Origin of the sequence: Streptomyces sp. NBC_01276, from assembly GCF_041435355.1 — a bacterium.
Lineage (GTDB): Bacteria > Actinomycetota > Actinomycetes > Streptomycetales > Streptomycetaceae > Streptomyces.
Genome location: NZ_CP108442.1, coordinates 4,091,223 through 4,106,635, shown reverse-complemented (window position 1 = coordinate 4,106,635; position 15,413 = coordinate 4,091,223). Strand labels below are relative to the sequence as shown.

General features: G+C 72.9%; 17 protein-coding genes. 8 read left to right on the top strand and 9 right to left on the bottom strand.

What is annotated here, in order from left to right; genetic code table 11:
• Positions 1-76: 76 nt before the first annotated feature.
• The 5 genes from OG295_RS18255 to OG295_RS18235 form a co-directional block, all read right to left on the bottom strand.
• On the bottom strand, positions 77-1,150 hold the full coding sequence (locus OG295_RS18255) for an aspartate-semialdehyde dehydrogenase (RefSeq protein WP_371677825.1): 1,074 nt from the start codon (positions 1,148-1,150) through the stop codon (positions 77-79).
• Complete coding sequence (locus OG295_RS18250) at positions 1,147-2,421, bottom strand: aspartate kinase (protein WP_266840016.1); 1,275 nt, start codon at positions 2,419-2,421, stop codon at positions 1,147-1,149. Before OG295_RS18250 ends, OG295_RS18255 begins: the two co-directional genes overlap by 4 nt.
• Before the next feature lie 110 nt (positions 2,422-2,531).
• On the bottom strand, positions 2,532-3,179 hold the full coding sequence (locus tag OG295_RS18245) for a DUF5063 domain-containing protein (protein WP_371677824.1): 648 nt from the start codon (positions 3,177-3,179) through the stop codon (positions 2,532-2,534).
• Positions 3,172-3,771 carry a recombination mediator RecR gene (gene recR / locus OG295_RS18240; RefSeq protein ID WP_030228593.1) on the bottom strand — a complete coding sequence of 200 codons (600 nt, stop codon included), beginning with the start codon at positions 3,769-3,771 and terminating at the stop codon, positions 3,172-3,174. Before recR ends, OG295_RS18245 begins: the two co-directional genes overlap by 8 nt.
• Positions 3,772-3,877: 106 nt before the next feature.
• Complete coding sequence (locus OG295_RS18235) at positions 3,878-4,222, bottom strand: YbaB/EbfC family nucleoid-associated protein (RefSeq protein ID WP_078950239.1); 345 nt, start codon at positions 4,220-4,222, stop codon at positions 3,878-3,880.
• 270 nt (positions 4,223-4,492) lie between these two features.
• Between OG295_RS18235 and OG295_RS18230 the strand changes: the two genes are divergently transcribed.
• On the top strand, positions 4,493-5,224 hold the full coding sequence (locus OG295_RS18230) for an SLATT domain-containing protein (protein WP_371677823.1): 732 nt from the start codon (positions 4,493-4,495) through the stop codon (positions 5,222-5,224).
• Positions 5,225-5,326: 102 nt separating this feature from the next.
• On the opposite strand, the gene OG295_RS18225 is transcribed toward OG295_RS18230, so the two are convergent.
• The 3 genes from OG295_RS18225 to OG295_RS18215 form a co-directional block, all read right to left on the bottom strand.
• A complete protein-coding gene (locus tag OG295_RS18225; RefSeq protein ID WP_371677822.1) occupies positions 5,327-5,977 on the bottom strand; it encodes a hypothetical protein in 651 nt (216 codons plus the stop codon).
• 133 nt (positions 5,978-6,110) lie between these two features.
• Positions 6,111-6,782 (bottom strand): GntR family transcriptional regulator, encoded by a 672-nt coding sequence (locus tag OG295_RS18220; RefSeq protein WP_371677821.1) that lies wholly within the window; start codon positions 6,780-6,782, stop codon positions 6,111-6,113.
• 130 nt (positions 6,783-6,912) lie between these two features.
• On the bottom strand, positions 6,913-8,265 hold the full coding sequence (locus tag OG295_RS18215; RefSeq protein WP_371677820.1) for an aspartate aminotransferase family protein: 1,353 nt from the start codon (positions 8,263-8,265) through the stop codon (positions 6,913-6,915).
• Between the two features lie 176 nt (positions 8,266-8,441).
• Here OG295_RS18215 and OG295_RS18210 point away from each other — a divergent pair, with 176 nt between their 5' ends.
• The 5 genes from OG295_RS18210 (at position 8,442) to OG295_RS18190 (ending at position 12,454) form a co-directional block, all read left to right on the top strand.
• On the top strand, positions 8,442-9,089 hold the full coding sequence (locus OG295_RS18210) for a DJ-1/PfpI family protein (RefSeq protein WP_371677819.1): 648 nt from the start codon (positions 8,442-8,444) through the stop codon (positions 9,087-9,089).
• Positions 9,082-9,567: a MarR family winged helix-turn-helix transcriptional regulator gene (locus OG295_RS18205; protein ID WP_371677818.1), complete on the top strand. Its 486-nt coding sequence runs from the start codon at positions 9,082-9,084 to the stop codon at positions 9,565-9,567. The genes OG295_RS18210 and OG295_RS18205 overlap by 8 nt, the downstream gene beginning before the upstream one ends.
• Positions 9,568-9,752: 185 nt before the next feature.
• A complete protein-coding gene (locus OG295_RS18200) occupies positions 9,753-11,318 on the top strand; it encodes a protein kinase (protein ID WP_371677817.1) in 1,566 nt (521 codons plus the stop codon).
• Between the two features lie 81 nt (positions 11,319-11,399).
• Complete coding sequence (locus OG295_RS18195; RefSeq protein ID WP_371677816.1) at positions 11,400-11,807, top strand: nuclear transport factor 2 family protein; 408 nt, start codon at positions 11,400-11,402, stop codon at positions 11,805-11,807.
• 5 nt (positions 11,808-11,812) lie between these two features.
• A complete protein-coding gene (locus tag OG295_RS18190) occupies positions 11,813-12,454 on the top strand; it encodes a LysE family translocator (protein WP_371677815.1) in 642 nt (213 codons plus the stop codon).
• A 53-nt stretch (positions 12,455-12,507) separates the two neighbouring features.
• Here the strand turns inward: OG295_RS18190 and OG295_RS18185 are convergent, their stop codons facing one another.
• Positions 12,508-12,987, bottom strand: a complete 480-nt coding sequence (locus OG295_RS18185) for an HIT family protein (protein ID WP_371677814.1) — start codon at positions 12,985-12,987, stop codon at positions 12,508-12,510.
• Positions 12,988-13,207: 220 nt separating this feature from the next.
• Here OG295_RS18185 and OG295_RS18180 point away from each other — a divergent pair, with 220 nt between their 5' ends.
• Positions 13,208-14,206 carry an alpha/beta hydrolase gene (locus OG295_RS18180; protein WP_371677813.1) on the top strand — a complete coding sequence of 333 codons (999 nt, stop codon included), beginning with the start codon at positions 13,208-13,210 and terminating at the stop codon, positions 14,204-14,206.
• Positions 14,199-15,413 (top strand): acyltransferase, encoded by a 1,215-nt coding sequence (locus OG295_RS18175; RefSeq protein WP_371677812.1) that lies wholly within the window; start codon positions 14,199-14,201, stop codon positions 15,411-15,413. The genes OG295_RS18180 and OG295_RS18175 overlap by 8 nt, the downstream gene beginning before the upstream one ends.

The window sequence follows — 15,413 nt, the reverse complement described above, 5'->3', positions numbered from 1 at the left end:
CGATTGCCCCATTTATCCAGACGGCAGTCGGGCCATCACCTTGATCAAGGGATCGGTACCGATCCTACAAAGCGAATTACGCGAATTCACCCGCGATCAGTTCCGAGATCTGCGTGGCATTCAGCGCGGCACCCTTGCGCAGATTGTCCGCGCACACGAAGAACTCCAGGGAGCGGGGGTCGTCGAGCGAGGCCCGTACCCGCCCCACCCAGGCCGGATCCGTACCGGCCGCGTCGGCGGGTGTGGGGAACTCCCCGGCCTCGGGATCGTCGACGAGCACCACGCCGGGCGCCGCCTCCAGGATCTCCCTGGCGTGCCCGGCGTCCACCTCCCGCTCGAAGCGGGCCCGAACCGTCAGGGAATGGCCGGTCACCACGGGAACCTGTACGCAGGTCACCGCGATCGGCAGCGTCTCCAGCCCCAGGATCCGCCGGGTCTCCGCCCGTACGGCCAGCTCGTGCGAGGACCAGCCGCCCTCGCGCAGCTCCCCGGACCAGGGCACCACGTTCAGCGCGAGCGGAGCCGCGAAGGGGCCGGTGTCCTCGCCCACGGCCCGGCGCACGTCCCCGGTCTGCTCCCCCAGGGAGCTCCCGGCGACCAGCGACAGCTGGCGGCGCAGCGCCTCGGAACCGGCCCGGCCGGCCGCGCTGGCGGCCTGGTACGAGGAGACGGCCAGGTCGGCCAGTCCGTACTCGGCGTGCAGCGCGCCCAGGGCGGCGATCATGGCGGCCGTCACGCAGTCCGGGCCCGCGACGATCCCGCGCGGCCGGATCCGTACGGCGTGGCCGTTCACCTCGGGCACCACCAGGGGCACCTCGGGGTCTTCCCGGAAGGCGGCGGACTGGTCCACCACGACGGCACCGCGCGCGGTCACCACGGGGGCCCAGCGCGCCGACACCTCGGCCGGGGTCAGGAAGAGCACGACGTCGCCGGCGCCGAAGCCGTCGAAGGCGTCCTCGGTGAGGGCGAGCACCTCGGTCTCCTCCCCACGGACGGCCAGCAGGCGGCCGGCCGAGCGCGGGGAGGCGATCAGGCGGATGTCGCCCCAGACGTCCGCCCGCTGGGACAGGATCTGGAGCAGGACCGAACCGACGGCTCCGGTCGCCCCGACCACGGCGAGCGCCGGGCCGGAGGACCGGGGCACCGTCATCGTCCGGTGCCTCCGTAGACGACGGCCTCGTCGCTGTCGGAGTCCAGGCCGAAGGCCGTGTGCACCGCGCGGACGGCGTCGTTGACGTCGTCCTGGCGGGTGACGACCGAGATGCGGATCTCGGAGGTGGAGATCAGCTCGATGTTCACGCCCGCGTCGGACAGCGCCTGGAAGAAGGAGGCGGTGACGCCCGGGTTCGTCTTCATGCCCGCGCCGACCAGGGAGATCTTGCCGATCTGGTCGTCGTAGCGCAGCGAGTCGAAGCCGATCTGGCCCTTCGCCTTCTCCAGGGCGTCGATGGCCTTGTGGCCCTCGGCCTTGGGGAGGGTGAAGGAGATGTCGGTCAGGCCGGTGGAGGCCGCCGACACGTTCTGGACGATCATGTCGATGTTGATCTCGGCGTCCGCGATGGCCCGGAAGATCGCCGCGGCCTCGCCCGGCTTGTCCGGGACGCCGACGACCGTGATCTTGGCTTCGGAGACGTCGTGAGCGACTCCGGAGATGATGGCGTGCTCCACCTGCGCGTCCCCTTGCGGATTCTCGTTGCTGACCCAGGTGCCCGGCAGTCCCGAGAAGGACGAGCGGACGTGGATCGGGATGTTGTAGCGGCGGGCGTACTCGACGCAGCGGTGCAGCAGCACCTTGGAACCGGAGGCCGCGAGCTCCAGCATGTCCTCGGAGGAGATCCAGTCGATCTTCCGGGCCTTCTTCACGACGCGGGGGTCCGCGGTGAAGACGCCGTCGACATCGGTGTAGATCTCGCAGACCTCGGCGTCCAGCGCGGCGGCCAGCGCCACGGCGGTGGTGTCCGAGCCGCCCCGGCCGAGGGTGGTGATGTCCTTGGAGTCCGCGGACACACCCTGGAAGCCGGCGACGATGGCGATGTTGCCCTCGTCCAGCGCGGTGCGGATCCGGCCCGGCGTCACATCGATGATGCGCGCTTTGTTGTGGACCGAGTCGGTGATCACGCCTGCCTGGCTACCGGTGAACGACTGGGCCTCGTGGCCCAGGTTTTTGATCGCCATGGCCAGCAGGGCCATGGAGATGCGCTCTCCGGCGGTCAGCAGCATGTCGAATTCGCGCCCCGCAGGCATCGGAGATACCTGCTCGGCGAGATCGATCAGCTCGTCCGTAGTGTCGCCCATCGCGGAAACCACGACGACCACCTGGTGGCCGTTCTTCTTGGCATCCACGATCCGCTTGGCGACGCGCTTGATGCCCTCGGCATCGGCTACGGAGGAGCCTCCGTACTTCTGCACGACAAGGCCCACGTGCGCTCCTCGCTCGGTCCGTCTCATTGCTGGTGCAGTCTAACGAGCGGTCGGGATCCGACCGCCCCGTACCACATCATGAGACGAAAAGATCAGCGCTCCGGTTGCCGTCACTTGCGGCCGAGCCGCCCCAGCTCCTCGGCCATGACCAGCCCGGCCTGCTCCGCGAGCTCCTCCTCGGTCAGGTCCTCGTCCGTGTCGAGACCGTCGAGGGCGGCCAGCGGCTGGTCCAGGCGGACGTGCGCGATCAGCGACTGGAGGGCGCGCAGGGTGGCCGAGGCCGTCGGACCCCAGTTGGTGAAGTACGAGAACTGCCACCACCACAGCGCCTCGGTAATCCGGCCGGCCTGGTGGTGGATGAGGCCGTGGCGCAGGTCGGCGACCACGTCGGCGAGGTCGTCGGAGATCCGGTGCGCGACCGGGGCCTTGCGCGGCTCGTACGGGTCGAAGACCTCGGAGTAGACGTCGACCGGCTCCAGCATGACGGCGAAGCGCTCGCGCAGGTCGTCCACGTCCGGCTCCGGGCCCAGGTCGGGCTCGTAGCGCTCTTCGGGCAGGACGTCCTGGTACGCGCCCAGCCGGCCGCCCGCCAGCAGCAGCTGGGAGACCTCCAGGAGGAGGAAGGGAACGGCGCTGTCCGGGTCCTCGCCCTTGGCCACCTCGGTGACCGCGACGATGAAGGATTCGATCTGGTCCGCGATCGAGGCCGCGAAGTCGTCCGGATCCTGTCCGAGGGCGTGCAGCGTTGCGTCAGACATCGAGAAGTCGCCTTCCTTCAAAGGCCCGCCCGAGCGTGACCTCGTCCGCGTACTCCAGATCTCCCCCGACGGGGAGCCCGCTGGCCAGGCGGGTGACCTTGAGGCCCATGGGCTTGATCATGCGGGCGAGGTAGGTGGCGGTCGCCTCGCCCTCCAGGTTCGGGTCGGTCGCCAGGATCAGCTCGGTGACCGTCCCGTCCGCGAGGCGCGCGAGCAGCTCGCGGATGCGCAGGTCGTCCGGGCCGACGCCCTCGATCGGGCTGATGGCGCCGCCGAGGACGTGGTACTTGCCCCGGAATTCGCGGGTCCGCTCGATCGCGACGACGTCCTTCGGCTCCTCGACCACGCAGATGACCGTCGTGTCGCGGCGCGGGTCACGGCAGATCCCGCACCGCTCCTCCTGCGCCACGTTCCCGCACACCGCGCAGAACCGGACCTTGGCCTTGACCTCCAGCAGCGCGTGCGCGAGGCGGCGGACGTCGGTGGGCTCGGCCTGCAGGATGTGGAAGGCGATCCGCTGCGCGCTCTTGGGCCCGACGCCGGGCAGCCTGCCCAGTTCGTCGATCAGGTCCTGGACCACGCCTTCGTACAACGGACTGCCTTCTTTCTCTGGTCTTCTCTGTCGTGTCTTCGGGTCGTCTGCGGAGCCCGTACCACCGGGAGCCGGGCCCCGCTCGGGCCCGGGTCTCGGGCCGGGGTCAGAACGGGAGGCCGGGGATCCCGCTGCCGCCGCCCAGGCCCTGGGCCAGCGGTCCCAGCTTCTGCTGCTGGAGCGCCTGCGCGTTCTCGTTGGCCGCCTGGACCGCCGCGACCACCAGGTCGGCGAGGGTCTCGGTGTCCTCCGGGTCCACGGCCTTCGGGTCGATCACCAGCGCCCGCAGTTCACCGGAACCGGTGACGGTGGCCTTGACCAGACCGCCTCCGGCCTGGCCCTCGACCTCGGCCAGGGCCAGCTCCTCCTGCGCCGCGGCGAGGTCCTGCTGCATCTTCTGGGCCTGCTGGAGCAGCTGCTGCATGTTGGGCTGGCCACCACCGGGAATCACAGGTGCTCACTCCATACGTCGTCGCTACGACCTTCGGGAACGCTCGGTCAATCCGAGCCTACGTGCTCCCCGCGCGCCGCGCCCTACGCCGGGAGGACCAACTCTTTCGAGTGAGAGTCGGGGCGTGCGCGTACCTGATGGCGCCCTCCGTGTGGGCGGAAAACCCGGGATTCGTTGTCCATCGCGCGTCATTCGAAGGTAGGAAGAGCATGCGCATCATTGCGCACACGCGCACCACAGAGACGTCAGCGCAGGCAGAGGGAGTGCCGGGTGAGTCAGCCGGAGATGCAGCCCGAGGGGCCACCCCGGGATCCCGCGGAGGACGGCGACGGCGACCTGACCGGCCGGCCGTTCCCGCTCGGGGACTGGGGCGAACCCGCCGAGCGGCTCGACGAGCTCTACCGCCGGGTGGAGGCCGACGCGCTGCGCACCGCCGAGTGGTACCTCTCCGACCGGGCCTGGAAGCGCCGGGGCGCGCGGACACTGCGGGCCGGCGCGGCCCTGGGCGCCGTCGCGGGTGCCGCGATGCCCCTGCTGGAACTGACGGGCGCGGCGCCGGGCGCGTCCTCGTACGGGTACCTGTCGCTGCTGCTGGCCGCCGCGTGCCTGGCCTGCGACCGGTTCTTCGGGCTGACCTCGGGCTGGATGCGGGACGTCGCGACCGCCCAGGCGGTGCAGCGCCGCCTGCAGACCCTCCAGTTCGACTGGGCCTCGGAGAACGTACGGGAGGTGCTCGGCCCGACGGAGGGCACCGCCGGCGAGGCCGCGGAGCGGTGTCTGACGGTGCTGCGCCGGTTCTCGGAGGACATCACGGAGCTGGTGCGTTCCGAGACCGCCGACTGGATGGTGGAGTTCCGCGCGGGCCCGGCGCCGCTGGTGATGCAGTCCCTGGCCGGGGCCCCCGCCCGCCCGGACGCGTACGTGCCCCCGGCCCGGTTCCCGCTCCCGCCGGGCACCCGCCCGAACATGCCCCGCCAGCGGCCGCCGGAGCAGCCCCGCTGAGGCACGGCGGGGGGGGGCGGGTCGCCGCCCGGTGCCCCGCGCCCGGTGCCCCGCGCACCGTGCCCCGTGCCCTGCAGCCCGGCGGCCCCGGCCGGGTGGCGCTCAGCTGAAGATGATCATCGAGCCCTGTCCGAGGCTCCGCGTCGCCGCCGCGTGCAGCCCCAGCCACACGTGCCGCTCCCGCGCGAAGGGGCTCGCGTCGTACGGAATCGGACCCGCCGGCTCCTCCAGCGACGTCGGCCCGCCGGGCGGCGCCGGCGCGGCCGGCGGGTTCCCCGGGTCGATCCCGATCGCGGGGGCCACGAAGGCCAGCTCCCGCAGCAGCCCCTGCGCCGATCCCAGCGGACCGCCCCCCGCCAGCAGCTCGTCGTTGGCCAGCGGAGCCGGGAAGTCCACCGGGACGTACGCCCCGGCGTGGTCGTAGTGCCACACCAGGTGGGACTGCTGCGCCGTCGCCTCGAACATCTCCAGCAGCTGCTCGTAATCCCCGCCCAGCTCGTCCACCGGGGTCACCGGCAGCCCGCAGATCTGGAGCAGGTACGCCCGCCTCAGGAAGTGCAGGGCGTCGTAGTCGAAGCCGGCCACCGGGGCCACGTCCCCGCTCAGGCCCGGCATGTAAGCGAACACGGGCACCGACGGCAGACCCGCCTCGCCCAGCGCCTTGTCGTACGAGGCGATCTCTTCCGCGAAGGGGTTGTCGGGGCTGTGGCACAGCACGTCGACAAGGGGGACCAGCCACAGGTCACAGGCCACGCGGGCTCCGATCAGTCGTTGCCGCCGATCCGGTCAGAGTAGTGCTCCGGACACCCTCAGCGAAGGGGTGCGCAGAACCCGGGGGAACCCGGGACGGCGGGCGGGTGGAACCGGGGGCGGCCACGGCGGCCCCTCAGAGCCGGGCGGCCCAGTCCAGACCGTGCTGGTTGTACGCCCGCATGAGGCGCCGCACCTCTTCGGCGTCGGCCAGTGTCACGGCGTCGACCAGCTCGTTGTGCCCGTCCCACAGCGCGGTCCGCAGCTCCGGCGACCCCTGGAGGTGCGGTACGGAGAAGACCCAGCACTGGATCCGGATCCGGTGCAGGAACTCGGAGATGTAGCGGTTGCCGACCAGCCCGCTGAGCTCCCGCCAGAACCGCAGGTCGTAGCCGATGAGCACTTCGAGCGAACCGCTCCGGGCGGCCCGCCGCGCCTCCTCCCCGCGACGGCGCACCGACACCAGCATCTCGGCCGCTCCGGGCGCGACGCCGCGTTCGACGAGGCAGCGGAAGATGCCGTCGAGGACCAGCGTGCGGGCCTCGATCATGCCCCGGAAGTCGTCGACGGTGTAGGTCCGCACCCGGAACCCGCGGTGCTGCACCGACTCCAGCAGCCCCTGGGCCGAGAGGTCGACCAGCGCTTCGCGCACCGGGGTCGCGGAGACCTCGTACTGCTCGGCGATCTGCTTGACCGTGAACTCGGTCCCCGGCGGCAGACGACCCGCGAGCACCTCGTCGCGCAGCGCGTCCGCGATCTGCTGCCGAAGGGTGTTGCGGGTGACGGCTCCGCTTCCGCTGCCTGGCATAGGGGTCCGTCTCCTCCGTAGATCTTCGGACACCTTAGGCCAGGCAGCGCGGCTGAAACCGATCGGTTCCATGGCCGATATGCGGATGTACCGCTCGTTATCCGGACGACCTGGCGTCCGGCCCCTCGGACTACGCGCCCACGGTGTGCCGGTCGGCGACCGACAGGGCCTCGTCGAGGAGTGCCAGACCCTCCTTGGCCTCGGTTTCCGTGACCGTGCAGGGCGGGACGACGTGCGTCCGGTTCATGTTCACGAACGGCCACAGACCGGAGGCCTTGCAGGCCGCCGCGAATTCGGCCATGGGCGCGTTCGCGGCACCGGCCGCGTTGTACGGGACGAGCGGCTCGCGCGTCTCCTTGTCCCGTACGAGTTCCAGCGCCCAGAAGGTGCCGAGCCCGCGCACCTCGCCGACGGACGGGTGCCGCTCGGCGATCGCGGCCAGGCCCGGGGCGATCACCTCGGCACCGATGCGGGCGGCGTTCGCGACGATGCCCTCCTCCTCCATCGTGTTGATCGTCGCGACGGCGGCGGCGCAGGCCAGCGGGTGACCGGAGTAGGTCAGTCCGCCCGGGTAGGGGCGGGTGGCGAAGGTCTCGGCGATGGCGGCGGAGATGGCCACGCCGCCCAGCGGCACGTATCCGCTGTTCACGCCCTTGGCGAAGGTGATCAGGTCCGGGGTGACGTCCCAGTGCTCGGCGGCGAACCACTTGCCCGTGCGGCCGAAGCCCGACATGACCTCGTCGAGGATGAAGACGATGCCGTGGCGGTCGCAGAGCTCGCGCACCCCGGCGAGGTACCCGGCCGGCGGGGTCATGATCCCGGCGGTGCCCGGCACCGACTCCAGGATGATCGCGGCGATGGTCGCCGGGCCCTCGAAGGCGATCGTGTCGGCGAGGTGGGCGAGGGCGCGCTCGCACTCCTCGGCCTCGGTCGTCGCGTGGAAGGGCGAGCGGTAGAGGAACGGGCCCCAGAAGTGCACGACCCCGGCGGCGGCCGTGTCGGACGGCCAGCGGCGCGGGTCGCCGGTCAGGTTGATCGCGGCGGCGGTGGCGCCGTGGTACGAGCGGTACGTGGACAGCACCTTCTGGCGGCCGGTGTGCAGCCGGGCCATCCGTACGGCGTTCTCCACGGCCTCGGCGCCGCCGTTGGTGAAGAAGATCTTGTCCAGGTCACCGGGGGTGCGCTCGGCGATGAGGCGTGCGGCCTCGGAGCGGACGTCGACGGCGAAACCGGGCGCGAGGGTGCAGAGCCGGGCGGCCTGCTCCTGGATCGCGGCGACCACCTTGGGGTGCTGGTGGCCGATGTTGGTGTTGACCAGCTGGGAGGAGAAGTCGAGGAAGCGGTTGCCGTCGTAGTCCCAGAAGTACGAGCCCTCGGCCCCGGCGACGGCCAGCGGGTCGATCAGGGCCTGGGCGGACCACGAGTGGAAGACGTGAGCGCGGTCGGCGGCCTTGACGGCCGCACCGGTGACATGAGGGGTCATGCCGTCACGCTAGAAGTGCGCAGGTCGGAAGGGATATCGGCGGACTGTATGCGGGTGGGCGCCCGCCCTCGGCAGTCTGTCTGCCGAAACCGAACATTGACAGCATGCTCCCAAAATGACAGTCTCTTGTCATAGACCTCTCGTCAGAGGCCCCTTGCGATCCGGAGGCGAGCACCATGAGCGGAACCCCGAGCGGGCCCCGGCCCGAGTCCAAGCCCGTCCACCTCGCGGTCTACGACACGTACGCGGACTGGGAGACCGGCCACACCACCGCGCACCTCGCCCAGCGCGGCCACACGGTCCGCACGGTCGGCCCCGCCGCCGGGCGGCCCGTCACCACGATGGGCGGGATCCGGATCCAGCCCGACCTGGCCCTCGCGGACCTGCGCCCCGAGGACTCCTCGCTGCTGATCCTGACCGGCGCCTCACTCTGGGAGACGGGCGACGAGCTGGCCCCGTTCGCCGCGAAGGCCCGCGCGTTCCTGGCGGCCGGGGTCCCGGTCGCGGCGATCTGCGGGGCCACGGCGGGCCTCGCCCGCGAGGGCCTCCTGGACGGGCGCGCCCACACCGGCGCGGCCTCCTTCCACCTGGCACAGCAGCCGGGGTACGGGGGCGCCGCGCACTACGTGGAGGCCGACGCCGTCACCGACGGCGACCTGATCACGGCGGGCCCGACCGAACCGGTGGCCTTCGCCCGCGAGGTCTTCGCGCGGCTCGGCGTCTACCGGCCGGACGTGCTGGACGCCTGGTACCGGCTGTTCCACGACTCCGACGCGAGCGCCTACCCGGTGCTGATGGCCGCGGCGGAGGCCGGAGATGCCTGAGCCGGTACCTCCGCTTTCGGTACGGGAGCGGCAGGACCTGCTGAGCGGAACGGCGCTCGGCGTCTTCCACCTGAACGGCCAGTTCCTCGCGCTGTCGGAGGAGCTGGCCCGCCCGGCCGGGCTGACGGCGGCCTGGTGGCAGGTCCTGGGGGCCGTACTGCGCGAGCCGCTGCCGGTGGCGGGCATCGCGCGGGCCATGGGGATCACCCGGCAGAGCGTGCAGCGGGTGGCGGACCTGCTGGTGACCCAGGGCCTCGCCGCGTACGCCCCGAACCCGGCCCACCGCCGCGCGAAGCTGCTGCGCCCGACGGAGGAGGGGCGCGCCGCGATCGCCCGCATCGACCCGGGCCACGCCGACCTGGCCACCCGCCTGGCGGCGGAGCTGGGCGACGAGGCCTTCGCCGAGACGACCCGCGTCCTGAACCGCCTCTCGGCAGCCCTGACCGCCATCACCGGATCCGGCGACGCCGACGCTTGAGGGGGGCGGGGGCGCTTGAGGGGGCGGGGGCGCTTGAGGCGGGGCGGGGTGCGGCCTCCGGCGGCGGGGCCGCAGCGGAGCGCCCCCGCCCGGACCGGCCCGCCCCGGCCCGATACTCCCCCTCGCCCCACGCGGCGAACTACGCTCGGCCCGTCGGGCCGCCCCCGGGGAAGGACCAACCGCCGATGGAACCGCTGCACCCCGCCGACCCCCAACACGTCGGCCCGTACCGCGTCCTGTCCCGCCTCGGCGCCGGCGGCATGGGACAGGTCTACCTCGCCCGGTCCGACCGCGGCCGCACCGTCGCGGTGAAGCTCGTCCACCCCGGACTCGCCCTCCGCGAGGAGTTCCGCGCCCGGTTCCGCCAGGAGGTCGCGGCCGCCCGCCGGGTCGGCGGCGCGTGGACCGCTCCCGTCCTCGACGCCGACACCGAGGCCGAAGTCCCCTGGTTCGCCACCGGGTACGTCGCCGGGCCGAGCCTGCGCCGGGCCGTGGCGCACGACTTCGGCCCCCTTCCCACCCGTACCGTGCTGGTCCTGGCCGCCGGACTCGCGTACGCCCTCCAGGACATCCACCGCGCGGGCCTCATCCACCGCGACCTGAAACCGTCCAACGTCCTCCTCACCCTCGACGGGCCCCGCGTCATCGACTTCGGCATCGCCCGCCCGCTCGACACCCGCGACGCCGGTCTGACCCGGCCGGGGGAACTGGTCGGCTCGCCCGGGTTCATGGCTCCCGAGCAGGTCCGCGGCGAGGCGGTCACCCCGGCCTGCGACGTCTTCTGCCTCGGCGCCGTGCTGGCCTACGCGGCCACCGGGCGGCTGCCCTTCGGCGACGCGGAACACCCCGGCGGGGCCGCGGGGCTGCTGCTGCGCATCGTCGAAGCGGAACCCGATCTGGACGGCGTACCGCCCGAACTGCGGGAACTGGTCGCGGACTGCCTGCGCAAGGACCCCGCGGCGCGGCCCGATCCGGCGGCGGTCCTGGACCGGGTCGGGGCGGGCGGCACGGTGGCGAACGGGCGCGCCCTGGAAGCGTGGCTTCCGGCGCCGCTCGTGGACCGGCTCGGACGGCACGCCGTACAGCTCCTCGACCGCGAGGACTCCGGTCCGCGGCATGTCGTCCTCCCGACGCCCACCGCCGTGGCGCCCCCGCCACCGCCGCCGGTCCTGCCCCCGTCGTACTCCTACGGGCCGTCCGCCGAACCGGCGCCCCGGCCCCACGCGGCGTCGACCGCCTTCCTGGTGGCCGTCGCCGTCGTGGTCGCGGCGGCGGCGGGCGGCACGGTGTACGCGGTGATGAGCAGCGACCCGGATCCCCTCCCTCCGGGCCCGGCCGTCACCGCCTCCGCCCCGTCCCCGCCCACCGGGGCGGGCCCCGCCGACCCCAAGGCCCCCGCGACCGGAACCTCCGCGGGAGGCGGCCCGGCCGGCCGGCTCCCCCAGTCCTACGCCGGCACCTGGCGGGCCGCCTCCGGCAGCGCGACCTGGCGCCTGGACCTCACCGCCGGGGCGGTCGGCGAGCCCGTGATGACCCTGCGCGTGGACGACCCCGGCTACTCCTGCTCCTGGCGGGCCACCCTGCGCGGAGCCCCCGACCCGGTGGAGCTCGACGCCTCCACCCTCACCTCCGGCCCCCCTCCCACCTGCACTCCCGGCGGCCGGAGCCGGCTGCGCCTGCTGCCCGACGGCACCCTGCTGCGCGAGCTGGACGGGGGATCGAACCCCCCTCTCACGTATCACCGGGAGTAGTCGGCAGCCGATTGTGTCGAAGTCAATAAGCCTGAAAGCAAAGCTTGTTGCGTACGAAGAGCCCATCGCACACTGCGGCACATGGAGCCGTTGAAGGTAGTGGCACGACTGTGGGAGCGGATCGAGGCACGCGACTGGGACGGCATGGCCGCGCTCATCGCCGAGGACGCGGTCATCGAGTGGCCGGTCAGCGGCGAGCGCATCGTCGGCAGGGCCAACTTCGTCGCCGTGCTCCGCGACGAGGGGGAGGACTCCGCAGACGACGAGAGCTCCCTCGGCGCGGTCGAGGTGCTGCGCATCCTCGCGGACGGGGACCTCGTCGTCACCGAGGTGGAGATACCCGAGGAGCACGTCGTCTACCGGGCCGTGTCGCTGTGGACCGTGCGCGACGGGGAGATCGTCGGCGCGAGGGAGTACTGGACCAGCCCTGGACAAGACCCTGCGCCCCGCTGGAGGGCCGTTTACGTCGAACCGCTGGTGGCAGACTGAGCCGTGTGCTCACGCAACTCGCCGCGGCTACCGGCGTCTTGGCCCTGCTCACCCTCGTCCCCGGCCCCGACATGGCCATCGTCACCCGGCGGGCCGTCTCACGGGGGCGGGCCGACGGGCTGCGCACCGTCGGCGGGATCGCCGCCGGGCTGCTGCTCTGGGGCGCCCTGACCGTGGCCGGTCTCGCCGCGCTGCTCGCCGCCTCGGCCGAGGTCTACCTGGGGGTCAAGCTCGCGGGCGCGGCATACCTGTGCTTCCTCGGCATCCAGTCCCTGCGCCGCCCGGGGGGCGGCCCGGAGGGCGGCTCCCCGGGCGGCCCCGACGGGGCCGGGAGCGGTGCCGGCGGCGGGAGCGGGAGCGCCTGGCGGACCGGTCTGGTCAGCAACGCCCTCAATCCGAAGATCGCCGTGTTCTACACCGGGCTGCTGCCCACCCTCGCGCCGCACGGCCTGCGGCCGGCGGCGGGGATGGCGCTCCTCGTCCTGGTCCACGTGCTGCTGACCCTGCTCTGGCTGGGCACCTACGTCTACGTCCTCTCGCACGCCCGGCGGTTCTTCACGCGCCCGCGCGTCCGGCGGACGATGGACCGGGTGACGGGGGTCGTGCTGATCGGCTTCGGGGTGCGCGTGGCGACGTCGGCGACGTAGCTCCGGGGAGGGAGGGCTGGGGGGGCTGGGGGGCCGGAGGGCCGGAGGGGCCGCTAGCCGAGGAGGGTCTCCAGCTCCCCGGTGATGGCGGTGCGCAGCCCGTCGTGCCGGGGCGCCAGGGCGTGGCGCTCGCCGCGCCAGCACTCCTCGTCCTCGTAGAGCCAGACCGGCATCCCGACGAGGTCGGCGGGCTCCCATTCGTAGCGGGGCCAGATGTGGGCGTGGAGGTAGGGGTCGGTGTTGCCCAGGATCTCGATGTTCACGCGGCGGAAGGCCGGGTCGAGGCGGGCGCAGGCGCGTTCGACGGCCTCGGCGAGGCGCTCCAGGTCGGTGAGGTAGGAGATGCGGCGGGACCGTGGCAGCTCGGAGAGGCGGGTCACGGCCGGGTCGTCGGTCAGCAGGACCGAGTAGCCGGGCAGGAACTGGCGGTCCCCGATGACCGCGAACCCCGAGTCGAGGCGGCGCAGGACGGTGGGGTTCTCACCCCGGTGCGCGCTGCCGATGCGGTCGCGTCTCCAGTCGTTCTTGTTCATTGCACGGACCCTAACGCAGCGGTGGTGAGCGGCCCTTGGGGTCGACTGGCGGATCGGCTCGGGGGCCGGCTGGCTCTGAGGTAGTGCCTGTCATACCTGAGAGCTACGAGGAAAGGCCGCTCCGGAGCGTGACGCCGACCAAGGGGGCTGATTCCTAACGTCGTTGTGAGAGCGGGTGATCACCCGCTCTTCCTACGAAGTCAGGGAAGAAGGGCACGCCATGACCATGGGCAGCCGCATCCGCCGCACTCTGCTGGCCGGCCTCGTCGCCGCGGCCGTCGTGGTCCCCGTGTCCGCGGCGGCCTCGCCGAGGATTCCCGCGCCCGTCCCGGCGTCCTTCGCCCCGTCCGCGACGATACAGAGCCGCTACACGACGAACCTCGCCGCGTTGGGCGAGGCCTCGCGCATGGCTCGGGACGCGGGGCGGACCGGCCGCGCCGAGAAGCTGCGGACGATGGCGACCGCCGCCCCAGGGCAGAAGGGCGGGGCGCAGTTCCTGACCTTCGACGGCCGGGGGCAGGGGCGTGCCATTGAGGTGCTGGGCGATCTGGGCACCGCCGACCGGATCGCCGTCCTGGTGCCCGGCTCGGACACCTCGCTGGACACCTATCAGCGCTTCCGCGACGGTGCCCGCTCCCTCCAGCAGCGGCTCCAGCGGGAGCATCCCCGCTCCGCGGTGGTCGCGTGGCTCGGGTACGACACCCCGGAAACGGTCAGCACCACGGTCCTGACGGCCGCCCGCGCCGAGGAGGCGGCCGCCGAACTGGGACCGTTCCTGAACCGGTTGGGGGAGATGACCGGCGCCGACGCCCGGATCTCACTGCTCTGCCACTCCTACGGCTCGGTGGTCTGCGCCCGGACCGGCACCGGACCCCGCGTGAGCGATGTCGTCCTCTACGGGAGTCCCGGCACGGGGCTCCCGTCCGCCGGGCGGATGCCGACCGGAGCGCGGGTGTGGGCCGGCCGGGGCAGCGAGGACTGGATCGGCGGGGTTCCCCATATCCGCTTCGCCGGTCTCGGTTTCGGTACCGACCCGGTGGACCCGGCCTTCGGTGCACGGCTCTTCGCGGCGGGCTCCGCCGGACACAGCGACTACCTCAAGCCCGGCACGGAGTCCCTGGACAGCCTGGCCCGCATCGTCATCGGCCCGGCCGCCGGGCCCGGTGGTCTCACCGGCCCCGTCGCCTCACCCATCCGCCAGGAGGCCTCACATGCGTGAGCTCCGCACCCGCTGGTCCGCCCTCGCGGACCGCGTCGACAGCGCGACCCCGGCCCACCGGGACCGGTCCGTGGACGCTCTGCGGGCCTTCGCGATCCTCGGGGTGGTACTGGGCCACTGGCTGGTCACCGCCCTGACCGTCACCGACGGCGGCCTGCACGGCGCGAGTCCGCTCGCCGCCATGCCCTGGCTGGCCCCGGTTTCCTGGGTGTTCCAGACCCTGGCCGTGTTCTTCCTGGTCGGCGGTCATGTCGCCGCCCAGGGCCACGCCTCGGCGAAGGCGCGCGGAGTCTCGTACGGCGCCTGGGTCCGCCAGCGCCTCGGGCGGCTGTTCCGGCCGGTGGCCGCGGTGGTGACGCTGTGGGCCGTCGTGGCGGGCGGGCTGCTGCTGGGCGGCGCCGCGCCGGAGACCTTGCGGACGCTGCTCAGGCTGGTGTGGTCGCCCCTGTGGTTCCTGCTGGTGTTCGCCGCGCTCACCGCGGCCACCCCGCTCGTCGCCCGGATCGGTCCGCTGTGGCCACTGGCCGTGGTGGCCGGGGTGGACGTGTGGCGGTTCGGCTTCGGCGGGCCGGAGTGGATCGGCTGGGTCAATGTCGCCGCGGGCTGGCTCGTCCCCTACACCCTGGGCGCGGCCTGGTCCCGGGGCGCTTTCTCCCGGCGCCGGCAGTCCCTGCTCCTGCTGGTCGGCGGCGGGGCCGCCACCGCCGCGCTGGTTCTCTGGGGCGGGTACCCGGCCTCCATGGTGGGGGTCCCGGGGGCTGCCGTCTCCAACCTGAACCCGCCGACGCTGGCCGCCGTCACCTTCGGCCTGGCCCAGTGCGGGCTGGCCCTGCTGGTGCGCGGACCGCTGGCCCGGGTCATGAGGCGGCCCCGTACCTGGGCGAAGGTGGCCCTGCTGAACCTGTCCGCGATGACCGTCTTCCTGTGGCACCAGACCGCGATGATGTCCGTGACCGCCGTCGGGCTGCTGTTCTCCACCGAACTGCCGGGACTGCACACCGCGCCCGGCTCGCTCGGCTGGATCTTCGCGCGGCTGCTGTGGCTGCCGGTGTTCGCGGCCGCCCTGACCATCTGCTGGTCCGCCTTCCGGATTCACGAGCAGCCTCGGGCCGCCCGCACCGCGCGCACTGCCGCGATCTCCGCGGCAACCGCGGGTCCCGGTGCCCCGGGCGGCCCGGTTCGAGGAGGCCGGCCGTGTTTAGGGTGA